This window comes from Limibacillus sp. MBR-115, from assembly GCF_040549425.1.
Classification (GTDB): domain Bacteria; phylum Pseudomonadota; class Alphaproteobacteria; order Kiloniellales; family CECT-8803; genus Limibacillus; species Limibacillus halophilus.
The window spans coordinates 18,680-32,801 of sequence record NZ_JBEPTJ010000006.1 but is presented as its reverse complement, the minus strand read 5'-3'; the positions used below and the strand labels follow the sequence as shown (position 1 = coordinate 32,801).

Sequence of the window (14,122 nt, the reverse complement as noted above, 5' to 3'; positions counted from 1 at the left end):
TCAGTAACTCCGCGGCAAGCCGAGCACGTGCTCGGCGATGTAAGAGAGAATCAGATTGGTGGAGATCGGCGCCACTTGATAGAGGCGGGTTTCCCGGAATTTCCGTTCGACATCGTACTCCTCGGCAAAACCGAACCCGCCATGTGTTTGGATACAGGCCTCCGCCGCGGCCCAGGCAGCCTCGCTGGCAAGGAGTTTGGCCATATTGGCCTCCGCTCCGCAGCGTTGGCCGCTGTCGAACATCCCCGCGGCCTTTCGCACCATAAGGTTGGCTGCCTCGGTTTGAGCATAGGCGCGGGCAATGGGAAACTGGACACCCTGGTTCTGTCCGATAGGCCGGCCGAAGACCTGACGCTCACCCGCGTAGGCGCTGGATTTTTCAATAAACCAGCGAGCATCCCCGATGCATTCGGCGGCGATCAGGATACGTTCCGCGTTCATGCCATCGAGAATATAACGAAAGCCCTTGCCTTCCTCGCCGATCAAGTTCTCCGCCGGAACCTTGAGATCGTCGAAGAAGATCTCGGTCGAAGAATGATTCATCATGGTCCGCAGAGGCCTGATCTCCATCGCCTTACCACCATTCTGCTGTCGCGCTTCACGCAGATCGACCAGCAGCACCGAGAGCCCTTCTCCCTTCCTGGCGACAGCTTCCTTGGGTGTCGTGCGGGCTAGAAGCACCATCAGGTCGGAGTGCTCGGCTCGGCTGGTCCAGACCTTCTGGCCACTGACGCGGTAGTAATCCCCATCGCGCCGAGCGCTTGTCCGTAGGCTCAGGGTATCGGTGCCAGACGTCGGCTCGGTCACGCCAAAGGCCTGCAAGCGCAATGCACCGCTGGCGATGTCCGGCAGCCACTTTTCCTTTTGTGCGTCCGAACCATGTTTCAACAGTGTGCCCATGGTGTACATCTGAGCGTGGCAGGCGCTGGCGTTGCAGCCGCTCTTCTGAATTTCCTCCAGGATCGCCGCGCCCGCCGAAAGCGGGAGCCCGGAACCGCCATAGGCTTCCGGCACGAAACAGGCCAGCCAGCCCGCGTCGGTCAGCGCTTTGACGAAAGCCGTTGGATAGGCGCGCTCGCGGTCGAGTTCGCGCCAATAGCTACCCGGGAATTCCTGACAGAGCTGCCTGACCGCCGCACGGATATCGCTATATTCTTCCTGAAGCATTCTCTCTCCTTGCCCCGGCACCGTTTCCTCTAGGAAACTGACAGGACATGAGACTGGAACCAAGCCCTCTCGTCTAGAGGCGGCGGGGCGTTTCGACAAGATACCGGAGAGTGCAACGATGTCTGCCCGCTTCTCGAAGATCCTTTCCGCCCTGCCCGCCAGCACCCCCTTTGTCGGGCCGGAAACGCTGGAGCGTATGCGTGGCTCTCCCTACGAGGTTCGGCTTGGAGCCAACGAGAGCGCCTTTGGACTGTCGCCCAAGGCCATGGCCGTTTTGCGCAGCGAGGCCGACCGCGCGTCATGGTATTGCGACCCGGAACATTTCGATCTTCGCGAGTTACTGGCGGCCGAGTTCTCCATCGCCCGAGAAAACATCGTTGTCGGCGAGGGAATAGACGGTCTTCTCGGACTGACGGTGCGCGCTTATTGCGACCCGGGCGATGCGGTCGTTACCTCCCTGGGCGCCTACCCGACCTTCAACTACCACGTGGCCGGGTTCGGCGCGCGCTTGTTGACCACGCCCTACAGACCGGATTGCCACAATGACACCGCGGCGCTGGTTGATCTGGCCCGGCGCGAAAATGCCAAACTACTCTATCTTGCGAACCCGGATAATCCGACCGGTACGTTCCTGGGCAGCAGCGCTGTCGAGGAAATTCTCGAAGCTTTGCCGCAGCATTGCCTCTTGCTCCTGGACGAAGCCTACTACGAATTTGCTCCGGATCAGGATCTACTGCCGGTCATTGCCGAAGATCCACGGCTCATTCGTTTCAGAACCTTCTCAAAGGCTCACGGCATGGCGGGACTGCGCATCGGCTATGCCATCGCCAGCCGGGATACCATCGCCGCTTTCGATAAAATTCGCCTGCACTTCGGCGTAGGCAGATTATCGCAACTGGCGGCGGCGGCCTCCCTTGGAGACAGGGCGTTCGTTGCCACGGTCATCGCCGACGTCGCCAAAGGCCGCGACGACTACGAAGCGCTGGCCCGCGATCTCAATATCCCCTCCATTCCCTCATTCACCAATTTCGTGGCCTTGGACGTCGGTAGTGAGGACCGATCACAGCAGATGGTGCACAAGCTACACGAGATGGGTGTTTTCGTTCGCCGCCCGGGTGTCCCCATTTTAGGACGCTTTGTCCGCCTGACGGTCGGCAAGACACCAGAACGTGTCGCCCTCAAGGAACGCTTCGCCGATGCTTTCCGGTCTTTAATCTGATGAACGTTTGACGCTAAGGTCACTGCGATCCCGCGTCACCTCAACACGGAGACCTGCAGCCTGTGACCGATCGACCCCGCAGCCGCCATACCGAAGTCCTGAAGCAGTTCGTGCAGCCGGAGGGAAAGCATGTGGCCGACGTCGGTTGCGGCGACGGCGGATTGGTCCGCTATCTTGCCCGCAAAGGGGCCAAGGCCGTGGGCATCGACCCTCAGCCAGGCCAGCTAGAGCGTGCAAGAGCGGTCCCCCCCGCCGGTGGTGAACAGTACCTGCAAGCCGGGGCGCAAGCGCTGCCCTTCGAGGACGGCTCTCTGGATGCGGTGATATTCTTCAACTCGCTGCATCATCTGCCGCTCGAGCTTATGGACACCGGCTTGATGGAAGCCTGCCGTTGCCTGAAATCCGGTGGGACGCTCTATGTGCTGGAACCGCTGGCTGAAGGCCCGTGGTTCACCTTCATGCGACCGGTTGACGACGAAACCTTCGTGCGGGCCAAGGCGGAAGAGGCACTGCGCCGCGCCGCTGCTCTTCCCGGGTTCAAACAGACGGCGCGCAAAGAGTATGCCAGCGCGAACGACTATCGAAGCTTTGCCGACCTCAAGGTTGATATTCTGTCCATAGATCCGGCCCGTCAGGACGCTTTTCAGCGTCACGAAACGCAGCTTCGAGCTGCTTTCGATACGGCGGCAGATGAAATACTTGAAGATGGGACGCACCGGTTCTGGTCGCCCTATCGCGCCACAGTCTTCCAAAAGGCGGCCTGAGCAATGGTGATCTACATCTCGGAATATGATTCCCCCGAAGACCCACAGGGAATTCTTAAGCAAACACTGGCGATGGGCTCTGAATTTCCAGGTCCCGCCGCTGATGTCTTCCTTGCCTGGACTCTGCGTTTAGGGCTGGACAGCAACGTTGCCGAAGCCGCGCGCGCCGTAATCCGCGACTATCACCTGGACACAGCGGAAGATCATGGCGGCGAGCACGCAAAGCTCGTCACGCTCATCCGCGAAGCCGCCAAGGGACAGACCGTGACGGCCAGGCGGCGTGGCGGCGCCAGGGGACGCAACCGCTCGCAATCGTGACGGGTTTTCAGCGACACCCAACCTGACGCACTATACCGGGCGATTTCATCCTCCAAGATCGGCAAGAGGGACCATGCGAGAGCTTTTTGATATTCCGCGCGATGTTGCTTACTTCAACTGCGCCTACGTCTCACCTTTGATGAAAAGCGTCCGTTCCGCCATCGAAGCGGGGCTTCAGAGTGAAGTTCATCCCTGGGTCATCACGCCGGATCATTTCTTTGACCCACCGGACCGCCTGCGTCGCGGATTTGCCCGCCTGATCGGTGCAGGAGCTGCCGACATCGCGCTGATTCCCTCAGCCAGTTACGGCATCGCAACCGCCGCCGCCAACATCACCTTGAAGCGCGGCCAAAGTATCTTACTGCTGGAGGATGAGTATCCCAGCAACGTCTATACCTGGAAACGCTTGGCTGAAGACCAAGGTGGCGTCGTGCGCTTCGTTGCCCGGCCCGGCGACGGTGATTGGACCTCGGCGATCCTCGAGGCGCTGGACGGCGATGTCGGGCTGGCGAGCCTGGCGCACAATCACTGGATGGACGGCGCGTTGGTCGATTTGGAGCGGATCGGCGGTGCCCTGCGTAAACAAAACGCATTGCTCGTGGTCGATGCCAGCCAGTCGCTGGGCGCCATGCCCTTCGATGTGACGCGTATCCAACCCGATTTTCTCGTCACCAGCGGCTACAAGTGGATGCATTGCCCCTACAGCATCTCTTTCCTCTATGCGGCACCGCGCCATCACAACGGGCGGCCTATCGAAGAGAACCCGATGAACAGAAGGGATTCACGGGCTTTTGCACGGTTGGCGGATTATGTGGATGCCTACGATCCCGGTGCGGTGCGCTACGACGTTGGCGAGCGCGCTAACTTCACGTTGCTGCCCGGCGCTATCGCCGCGGTCGAGCAGCTCCTAGACTGGACGCCCGAATGGATTCAAAGCGAGCTGCGCGCGAAGAACGCGCGCGTCGCTGCGATCGGTCAGGAAATGGGGTTGAAAGTGCTGCCCGAGGAACGGCGAGCCGGGCATTTCTTGGGTTTGGTATTCCCTGACGGGGTGCCCGACGGCACAGCGGCGCGTCTGGCGGCCGAGAAAATTTTTGTTTCCGTTCGCGGCCGGTCGGTCCGGGTAACACCCCATCTCTATAACGATGAAGAAGACCTGGAACGCTTGATAGCCGCCTTGAAAAGCCTCTAGTCGGCGTGCAGGTTGCTCAAGGCCCGTTCGATCAATTCCGGATCGCAGGTTTCCTCGATATCCTCATAACGGCAGGTTGCGATGACCTGATCGATGATGAACTTAGGCTGGTAGGCCGCTAGAGGCAGTCCACGGTCTTCGATGAAGGCCGCGACCTTGCGGATCGTATCCTCTTCCAGTGCGATGTCGGCCTGCTCTGCGGAACGCCTAAATATCTGAGCAAAATGCTCAAAAACGGGGGCTTCGATCTTCACTTTGTAGGGAATGCGCCGCAAAAACGCCGGATCCATCAGCTTCTTAGGCGTCAGGTTGGTCGAGAAAACCACCAATGCATCAAAAGGAATTTCGAAAGTCTTGCCCGTGTGAAGTTTCAAGTAGTCGATGCGTTTTTCCAGCGGCACGATCCAGCGATTGAGCAGATGTTCGGGCGCCACCAACTGCCGACCGAAATCGTCGATCATCATGATGCCGTTCAACGCCTTCATATGCGACGGAGCCTCATAGAATCCGCTTTTTTCGTTGAGCTGGAGATCCAGCATCTCAAGAGTCAACTCGCCGCCAACGATGACCAATGGGCGACGAATACGCAGCCATCGCTTGTCGAAATCGTCCCGCTCGATGGCAAGCTTCTGCATGATCGACTTTGACTCAGGTTCCGGCTCATCCACCATCTTGTGAACCGAAGGATCGAAGTACTTGATGATCTCGCCATCGACTTCGATGCTGTAGGGAATCAGGATATCACTCTGGAACATCTTCCCCATGCGCTCGGCCAGCGAGGTCTTGCCGTTTCCCGCCGAGCCATAAAGCAGCAACGAACGGCCTGAATTCACGGCCGGGCCGAGCTGTGTAATCAGAGCATCCGGCACCACAAGATCGTCAAAGCATTCCGCAATTCGGGCGCGCGGAATGGCCTCGCCCATGATTGATTGTTCGATGACCTGCTCTCGAAAAGCATCGAGGGAAACCGGTGCCGGGCCGGCGTATTTGTTGTGCTCGTAGCTCTCAATGGCCGCCGAGCGACCGGCCGTGGTCAACGCAAAGCGAAACTGATCAGTGGCCCCACTTCCGGTCGAGCCCAATATCTCCATGAGCCCGATCGCCTTGAGATCGTCCATGACCTTGTCAACGATGGGATAGGCGAGCAGCAAGCGCTTGGAGATACTGGCGACAGTAGGTTGCTTGCCCAGTAACAGAGCCTTGAGAACAAGCGATTCAACCAGCGCCTTGCTAAGCCCGCTGTCCGCCAAGCTGCGTGGTTCCGATGGGATTTTCCGCGACGCCGGCATCCGTGTCGGCGCACCCCCATTAGCATCCTGCCCAGGCTTTCGTCTGAGCCCCAAGCGTTGTTGGATGGCATCGCTCCTGCTACTACCGCTCATCTTACCAAACCTTGGTTACAGTGTTTGCTCTACCCATCTAACCTAGTGCAATATCTGCGATAACACATCTAAATGGGCAATTCCGTTAAACTAATTTAAAATTTTATCCTTACGAAATGCTTAACGCGCAATAGATTTACCTTACCATCGCAGGGCTGATTCCTCCCTTCTTTTAGCGCCCGATTGCATAACCCTGCATAAACCGCGGGTTTGCGGCGGCTTTCAATAGCCGACCCTGCCGGGTTGCCGCCGAAAGACGTCCCAACGACCAGCCGTCGACGGTCGTCGCCCGATGGCCGCGCTGGCGCAGTTCCGCCACGGTCGCATCCGGGAAGCGATCCTCCAGTGTCAAAGACCCCAGATCGGCACTCCTCGGCCAGAAGGAAGAGGGCATGTGATCGGTCTGAAACATCGGGCAATCGATCGCTTCCTGAAGCCCCATGCCGTGGTGAATATGCCGCAGCAGGAAAGTCAGCGGCCATTGATCCTGGTAATCCCCGCCGGGCGTCCCGAAGGCCATGTAGGGCTCGCCGTCGCGATAGGCCAGATTGACCGAAAGGGTCGTACGCGGTCGCTTACCTGGTGCAAGACTGGCCGGCACGCCCTCCTCCAGCCAAAACATCTGGGCGCGGCTGTTCAATCCGAAGCCCAGCGCCGGAATCACAGGGGAGGACTGCAACCATCCGCCCGACGGGGTCGCCGAGACCATGTTGCCCCAACGATCAATCACGTCGATATGGCAGGTATCGCCCTTGCTCTCGCCGTTCGTCTGGACAGTAGGCTCGCCCGCCCCCATGGCGTCGAAGTCGTCATCATCGTCCAGCTCCTTGCCCGTCACGATGCGCGCATCGAACCCTGCGATCGACCCTGGCCGAAGTTCGAGCGACGCGTTGTCTCCAATCAGGTTGCGCCGCGCGTCGTTGTACTCCTTCGACAGCAGTGTCTCTAGCGGTACCTCAACAAAATTCGGGTCGCCGTAGTAGGCCTCTCTGTCCGCGAAGGCGAGTTTTGCGCTCTCCACGACGAGATGCACGAAATCCGGCCCGGTCGGGTCCAGTTCCGTAAAATCGAACCCGGAAAGCAACGCTAGCTGCTGGAGGAAAACCGGCCCCTGGCTCCAGGGACCGCCTTTGAGCAGGCGGTAGCCGTGATAATCGAATCCCACGGGTTCTTCATAAGTTGCCTGCCAGCCCGCCATATCCGATGCAGTCAGGACACCACGATGGCGCTCACCGGAGGAATCCATGACGGCCTCGGACTTGCAAAAGCGCTCCATCTCCTCGGCGACGAAGCCCTGATACCATGCCCGGCGCGCCGCCTCGATCTGCTGCTCACGGCTGCCCCCGGCAGCTTCCGCTTCAGTGATCAATCGCCGGTAGGTTCCGGCCAGGACCGGATTGCTGAAAAGGCTGCCGGGTTTCGGTACCGAGCCATTCGGCAGGTAGAGATCGGCCGAAGTGTGCCACTCATCGCGAAAGAGGCTCTCGACGCGCTCGATGGTCTGACAGATTAGCGGCACCAGTGCATAGCCATCTTGAGCATAGGCAATAGCATGCCCCAGCACCTCGGCCAGTGAGAGTGTGCCGTGGTCGCGCAGCATAATCATCCAGGCATCGAATGCGCCTGGAACGACTGTTGCCAGTAACCCGCTGCCGGGAACCAAATCCAGGCCTTCGCTACGGTAGTGCGCAATAGTCGCACCCGCCGGGGCAGTTCCCTGGCCGCAGATCACCTGGGCGCGCTCGGTCTTGGCGGAATGGAAGATGATCGGGACCTCGCCACCGGGTCCGTTCAGATGAGGCTCCACCACTTGCAAGGCAAAACCCATGGCGACCGCGGCATCGAACGCATTGCCGCCGCGCTCTAAGATCGCCATCCCTGCGGCGCTTGCAAGCCAGTGGGTGCTCGCGGCGACGCCGTAAGTGCCTTTGATTTCCGGTCTCGTGGTGAACATTTGTGATTCGCTCCTAATCTTGCCGCTTGCAAAGCCTTATCAAAGGCCGTTAATGAGGCCGAGAATGGACCAGGAAAGCAAGCCCTGGAAAGCAGCGCAAAATTCACTAGTATGCCGGGCGGTAATTAACCCAAGGTCGTAGTTCGGAGACAAATAAGTCATGGCTATCCAGCACCCCTATCTGATGTTTCTCGGCGATTCGCCCGATCAACTGGCTGCAAAGGTCGCCCAGGGGGTCGCTCATTGGCGCCCGGAATGGTGTTTGGGACAGCTTCGCCTGGAAGGCTGCAAAGCCGATCTGAAGCTCCCGGACATGACCTTGGCCAACGCCAGGGAGAAGGGCGTCAAAACCGTGGTGGTCGGCGTCGCCAACCGGGGCGGCGTGATCGGCGCTTCCTGGGTCGAAGTGCTGGAACAGGCACTCGACATGGGGATGGATATCGCCGCCGGTCTGCATCAGAAGGTCGCAGACGTTCCACGCCTCGCCGAAGCCGCGGCGCGCAACGGCCGCAAGCTTTTCGACGTGCGCCACCCGACCCGCAGCTTCGACGTCGCCAGTGGTGTCAAACGAAGCGGTAAGCGTCTGCTGGCCGTCGGGACGGACTGTTCGGTGGGCAAAATGTATGCCTCTCTGGCCATTGAGCAAGAAATGCGCAAGCGCGGCATCAAAGCCGACTTCCGTGCTACCGGTCAGACGGGCATTTTCATCGCCGGTGATGGTGTTTCCGTCGATGCCGTTGTCTCCGACTTCATCTCTGGCGCGACCGAATGGCTGACGCCTGAGAACGCTCCGGATCATTGGGACATCGTTGAGGGTCAGGGATCGCTCTTCCATGCCTCTTTCGCGGGCGTGTCCCTGGGGCTTCTGCACGGTTCGCAGCCCGATGCACTGGTGCTGTGCCACGAGCCGACCCGCACGCACATGCGTGGGCTCCCGGGATACAAGCTGCCGAGCATTGAAGAGGCCATTGATCTGAACCTCCGCATGGCGCGGCTGACAAACCCGGATGTCCGCTTTGTGGGCGTGGCGATCAACACCTCGGGCTTAGGTGAAGACGAAGCCCTTGGCTACCTGCAGAAAGTCGAAGCCGAAACAGGATTGGCGACGACCGACCCGGTGCGACAGGGCGTCGCCCGCATCGTCGATAATCTGGCCTGAGCCATGGCGAGGCTGGCCTTAGAGATCAAGCGCGAAGCCTGGCCGCTCAAAGGCGCCTTCACAATTTCGCGCGGTTCGCGCACGGAATCGGAGGTGGTGGTCGCCACCATCTCGGATGGCACCGTCACCGGGCGGGGCGAATGCGTACCCTATCGGCGCTATGGCGAGACTATCGAGGGTGTCATGCGGGACATCGAAGGGATGCGCCCGGCCTTGGAGCAAGGGCTGGACCGCATGGGTCTTCAGTCCGCCTTGCCCGCCGGTGCCGCCCGGAATGCGCTCGATTGTGCGTTCTGGGACCTGGAATCCAAGCTCGCCGGAAAACGCGCCTGGGACCTTGCCGGGCTGCCGGAGCCGCTGGATGTTGTGACCGCCTACACCCTGTCACTCGATACGCCGGAAAAAATGGGCGAAGCCGCCCTGGCGGCTGCTTCCCGACCGCTGTTGAAGCTGAAATTGGCCGGGCCGGAAGATCTGGATCGCGTCGCCGCCGTGCGTAAGAACGCAGCAGACGCGCGTTTGATCGTCGATGCCAACGAAGGTTGGGACATCAATGCATATCGGACGCTGGCGCCAAAACTGGCCGATCTCGGCGTGGCGATGATCGAACAGCCTTTGCCGGCAGGGGATGACGACGCACTCTCTGGAGAAGCGCGGCCTGTGCCGCTCTGCGCCGATGAATCCTGCCATGATCGCAGCAGCCTGTCGAAGCTGACCGGCAAATACGATTTCATCAATATCAAGCTGGATAAGGCTGGAGGCTTGACCGAAGCCCTGGCCCTCAGGCAGGAAGCCGAAAAAGCCGGGTACCGCATCATGGTGGGTTGTATGATGGCAACTTCCTTGGCAATGGCGCCCGCCATGCTGGTTGCCCAGGGTGTTGAAGTCACAGATCTGGACGGCCCCTTGTGGATGGCCAAGGACCGAGCAGACGCCTTGCAGTTCGAGGGTAGCCGCATGGTGCCGCCAAGCGCCAAACTTTGGGGCTGAATCCGGACATAAGCCGGGGTTGCGGCAGGATACGAAGGATTTAGGAAATGCAACTGGAAACGCCGACGTTCGTATCTCATCTCGAATGCTCCATGACCGGCAAGGTTTACGAAGCTGATCGGGTTCATGGCCTGTCCGAAGCAGGACGGCCTCTGTTGGTTCGCTACGACCTGGAGGAACTGGGTCGTTCGATTACGAAGACCGCGCTACGCGAACGCCGCGGCCATGGGTTCTGGCGCTACCGTGAGTTCCTGCCCGTGCGCCGTGCGGCGAATGTTGTCAGTTTGGGTGAGGTCATCACGCCCTTGATCGCTCTTGACCGCCTGGGACAGCAACGCGGTCGGCTTTTGGTCAAGGACGAAGGCAGGCTTCCCACGGGCTCATTCAAGGCCAGAGGGCTGGCGCTTGCGGTGGCGATGGCCAAGGAACTGGGCTTGAAGCATCTGGCCATGCCGACGAACGGAAATGCCGGTGCCGCCATGGCCGCCTACGCCTCCCACGCGGGGTTGCGTTCAACAGTCTTTGCGCCGGCGGACACGCCCGAGATCAATCTACGGGAGATCGCCGCGCAAGGCGCCGATGTTTATCGGGTCAACGGTCTGATCAACGACTGCGGCAAGATCGTCGGCGAGGGCAAGGATAAGACCGGCTGGTTCGACCTTTCCACGCTGAAGGAGCCCTACCGGATCGAGGGCAAGAAGACCATGGGCCTGGAGCTGGCCGAACAATTGGGCTGGAAGCTCCCGGATGTGATCTTCTATCCGACCGGCGGCGGCACCGGTTTGATCGGCATGTGGAAAGCTTTCCAGGAGTTGGCCGAAATCGGCTGGATCGGCGGCAAGCGCCCCCGCATGGTGGCCGTCCAGGCAACCGGCTGTGCCCCTATCGTCAAGGCATGGGAAGACGGCGTGGAACACGCGCCGCTCTGGGAGAACGCACATACGGTGGCGGCGGGAATTCGCGTCCCGGTCGCTGTCGGTGATTTTCTGATCCTGCGGGCCGTGCGTGAATCGGGCGGTTTCGCCATGGCGCTTGACGATGACGTCATCATGGAGGCCCGCGACCGCTGTGCGCGGGAAGAAGGACTGTTGCTTTGCCCTGAGGGCGCAGCGACGCTGGCTGCCTACGAGCGCTCACTCAGGGAAGGATTGGTGAAGCCGACCGACAAAGCGATTCTCTTCAACTGCGCCACCGGCCTTAAGTATCCGTTGCCCGAGGCGACGGCGAGCCTGGATCGCACCAAGCCGATCGACTACAGCCAGTTTTAATCTCAACCGGCCTCAGCCGGATTTGGGCGATCGGCAGCGGAGGTCACACCGCCGCGCGGCAACGTTCGCGCCAGAAGCAGATATCCCGCCAACCCGGAAATGAGCGATCCGCCCAAGACGCCGATGCGCACGGGTGCGCCGTAGCCCTCGGCGGGAAAGGCCAAAGTTCCGATAAACAGGCTCATCGTAAAGCCGATACCGGCCAACAGCGCTGCGCCATAGAAATGCGGCCAAGCCACGCTTTGCGGCAGTTTGCAAAGACCGGCGCGAATGGCCACCCAGGAAAAGCCGACGACGCCGATCTGCTTGCCGAAGAACAGGCCCAAAGCGATACCCATCGGGATCGGCGACAGAACATCGTCCATCGTGATACCGCCCAGGAAAACACCGGCGTTGGCAAAGGCAAAAAGCGGCAGAATACCGTAGGCCACCCAGGGGTGGAGGGCGTGCTCAAGGTCATAAAGAGGTGTTTTTTCATTCGCTTTCAGCGGTATGCAGAAAGCCAGGGCGACGCCCGCCAATGTGGCGTGCACGCCGGACTTCAATACACAGACCCACAGCGCAATTCCCAGAATCCAGTATAGCGACATGCGGGTCACGCCCATCAGATTCAATGTCACGAGCCCCACCAGGAAGAGCGCGCCAAAACCCAAAGATACGACGGACAGGTCGGCCGTGTAGAACAGCGCGATGATGACAATGGCTCCCAAGTCATCGATGATCGCCAGCGCCGTCAGGAACACCTTCAACGCCAGCGGAACACGGCTGCCCAATAACGCCAAAACACCCAGCGCAAATGCGATATCCGTAGCCGCCGGGATTGCCCAACCCAGTCGGGCGACCGGGTCACCACCATTGAAGATGAGATAAATCGCAGCCGGCACCACCATGCCGCCCAGCGCCGCGACCGCAGGCAACATGACCTGATCCCGGCGCGACAGTTCGCCCACCAAAACCTCGCGCTTGATTTCCAGTCCGACCAACAGGAAGAAGATCGCCATCAGGCCGTCGTTTACCCAGAGAAGCAGCGGCTTGGCTATCAGCAACGTGCCGATCTGAACCTTTACAGGGGTGTTGAGAAAATCCGCATAGACATCTCCCAGGCCACCATTGGCAAAGACCATTGCCAGAATTGCAGCGGCAACCAGAAACAACCCGGCGGTCGCTTCCATCTTCAAAAAATCGCGGATCAAGACCATTGGCACGGCATATCTTCCTCTGAGCTATTCAGTAGTAGCGACTATGACGGAGCGCGGTTTTATTACAAAGGCAATCTTGACCTAAAACCAACACTCTGCACTGTCTAGCCCCTGCGAGCTTGCGCTATACAACCGGGATATCATGAAACTGAGCGACGACAGCAGAATGTGGCACAAGCGTATCCTGACGCTGGCTGTGCCGATCATTCTCTCCAACATCTCCGTACCCCTGTTGGGTGCGGTGGACACCGCCGTGATGGGTCATCTACCGGATCCCGCCTACATCGGCGCCGTCGCGGTTGGCGGAATCATCTTCAGTTTCCTCTATTGGGGATTCGGGTTTCTTCGCATGGGAACAACGGGTTTTGCAGCCCAGGCTTTCGGCGCGAAAGACAGCAATGAGCTCCGCGCCACGCTGGCAAGACCGATCTTGCTGGCGACGATTCTAGGCGTTGCCATCGTCGTCTTGCAGGTTGTTATCCGTCCCTTGGCCTTCACATTTATGTCCGCATCGGACCAAGTCGAAGCGCTGGCCGTCGTTTATTTCGACATTCGTATCTGGGGTGCGCCTGCGACACTCATCACCTACGCCCTGCTTGGTTGGCTTCTGGGTATTGGGAACGCGCGGGCGATCCTTCTGCTGCAGGTCGTCCTCAACGGCCTCAACATAATCCTCAATTTGCTGTTCGTGCTGGGTTTTGGCATGACTGTCGACGGCGTGGCGCTGGCGACCCTCATTTCTGAATACGCGGCTCTGGCGCTGGGTCTGGTCATCGCGGCGCGGGCATTAAGCGCCTGGCCTGGAAACTGGAACCTGCAAAGCCTCCTAAACCGCAAGCGACAGGGGGCATTGCTGCGGGTCAATGCCGATATATTCCTACGCACCTTCTGTCTACAGATTGCCTTTTTCAGCTTTACCTCGCAGAGCGGCAAGCTTGGCGAATTGCAACTCGCCGCCAACGCCATCCTTCTGCAGATGCATACCTTCATGGGCTACGCCGTCGACGGCTTCGCCCATGCGGTCGAAGTCCTGACCGGCAATGCTATCGGCGCAAGGTCACGCGCGGCATTCCGCAGCGCTATCAAGACATCGACTATCTGGGCGGCGGGCTTCGCGCTGTTCTTCACGCTCCTTTTCGCCTTTACCGGCAAGTCGATCATCGCGCTTTACACTGATATCGAGCCTCTGCGCGAAACAGCGGCCTTGTATCTACCCTGGGTCGTGGCCCTGCCGTTACTGTCGGTTTGGTCATATCAATTGGACGGCATTTTCATTGGTGCGACGCGGACCGGCGCGATGCGTAATGCAATGGTCCTTTCGCTTGGTATATTTATCCTCGCATCGTGGTTGCTCGTGCCAAACTACGACAATCACGGCCTCTGGCTTGCACTGTCGCTTTTCATGGCCGGACGGGCTGTTACCCTGGGTGCGTTCTATCCGGCGCTGGTGCGTTCAATAAGCGAGCGAGATCAATCAACGCCTGAGCCCGCCTCAGCTGGGAGTGGTTGA

12 protein-coding genes are annotated in these 14,122 nt (G+C 59.6%); 8 read left to right on the top strand and 4 right to left on the bottom strand.

Annotated features, from left to right (window positions below):
• Entirely contained in the window at positions 1-1,167 is a 1,167-nt protein-coding gene (locus ABIE63_RS12845; RefSeq protein ID WP_354504922.1) for an acyl-CoA dehydrogenase family protein, read from the bottom strand.
• A gap of 118 nt (positions 1,168-1,285) precedes the next feature.
• Here ABIE63_RS12845 and ABIE63_RS12840 point away from each other — a divergent pair, with 118 nt between their 5' ends.
• The 4 genes from ABIE63_RS12840 (at position 1,286) to ABIE63_RS12825 (ending at position 4,660) form a co-directional block, all read left to right on the top strand.
• Positions 1,286-2,386, top strand: a complete 1,101-nt coding sequence (locus tag ABIE63_RS12840) for an aminotransferase class I/II-fold pyridoxal phosphate-dependent enzyme (protein ID WP_354504921.1) — start codon at positions 1,286-1,288, stop codon at positions 2,384-2,386.
• 62 nt (positions 2,387-2,448) lie between these two features.
• A complete protein-coding gene (locus ABIE63_RS12835) occupies positions 2,449-3,150 on the top strand; it encodes a class I SAM-dependent methyltransferase (protein WP_354504920.1) in 702 nt (233 codons plus the stop codon).
• Positions 3,151-3,153: 3 nt separating this feature from the next.
• Entirely contained in the window at positions 3,154-3,468 is a 315-nt protein-coding gene (locus ABIE63_RS12830) for a hypothetical protein (protein ID WP_354504919.1), read from the top strand.
• A 73-nt stretch (positions 3,469-3,541) separates the two neighbouring features.
• Positions 3,542-4,660: an aminotransferase class V-fold PLP-dependent enzyme gene (locus ABIE63_RS12825; RefSeq protein WP_354504918.1), complete on the top strand. Its 1,119-nt coding sequence runs from the start codon at positions 3,542-3,544 to the stop codon at positions 4,658-4,660.
• Here the strand turns inward: ABIE63_RS12825 and ABIE63_RS12820 are convergent.
• Both ABIE63_RS12820 and ABIE63_RS12815 read right to left on the bottom strand, forming a co-directional pair.
• A complete protein-coding gene (locus ABIE63_RS12820; RefSeq protein ID WP_354504917.1) occupies positions 4,657-6,042 on the bottom strand; it encodes a hypothetical protein in 1,386 nt (461 codons plus the stop codon). The genes ABIE63_RS12825 and ABIE63_RS12820 overlap by 4 nt on opposite strands.
• Positions 6,043-6,214: 172 nt before the next feature.
• Positions 6,215-7,996 carry a gamma-glutamyltransferase family protein gene (locus ABIE63_RS12815; protein ID WP_354504916.1) on the bottom strand — a complete coding sequence of 594 codons (1,782 nt, stop codon included), beginning with the start codon at positions 7,994-7,996 and terminating at the stop codon, positions 6,215-6,217.
• A 160-nt stretch (positions 7,997-8,156) separates the two neighbouring features.
• On the opposite strand from ABIE63_RS12815, the gene dgcN reads away from it, so the two are divergent.
• From dgcN to ABIE63_RS12800, 3 genes are read left to right on the top strand one after another with little or no spacing between them, the layout of a single operon-like run.
• Positions 8,157-9,155, top strand: a complete 999-nt coding sequence (gene dgcN, locus ABIE63_RS12810; protein WP_354504914.1) for an N-acetyltransferase DgcN — start codon at positions 8,157-8,159, stop codon at positions 9,153-9,155.
• Positions 9,156-9,158: 3 nt separating this feature from the next.
• Positions 9,159-10,145 (top strand): N-acetyl-D-Glu racemase DgcA, encoded by a 987-nt coding sequence (dgcA, locus tag ABIE63_RS12805; RefSeq protein ID WP_354504913.1) that lies wholly within the window; start codon positions 9,159-9,161, stop codon positions 10,143-10,145.
• Positions 10,146-10,192: 47 nt separating this feature from the next.
• A complete protein-coding gene (locus ABIE63_RS12800) occupies positions 10,193-11,413 on the top strand; it encodes a threonine synthase (protein WP_354504911.1) in 1,221 nt (406 codons plus the stop codon).
• 2 nt (positions 11,414-11,415) lie between these two features.
• On the opposite strand, the gene nhaA is transcribed toward ABIE63_RS12800, so the two are convergent.
• The gene (nhaA, locus tag ABIE63_RS12795; protein ID WP_354504909.1) at positions 11,416-12,618 is read right to left on the bottom strand and encodes a Na+/H+ antiporter NhaA; all 1,203 of its coding nucleotides are present in this window, start codon (positions 12,616-12,618) and stop codon (positions 11,416-11,418) included.
• 136 nt (positions 12,619-12,754) lie between these two features.
• Here nhaA and ABIE63_RS12790 point away from each other — a divergent pair, with 136 nt between their 5' ends.
• Positions 12,755-14,122, top strand: a complete 1,368-nt coding sequence (locus ABIE63_RS12790; RefSeq protein WP_354504907.1) for an MATE family efflux transporter — start codon at positions 12,755-12,757, stop codon at positions 14,120-14,122.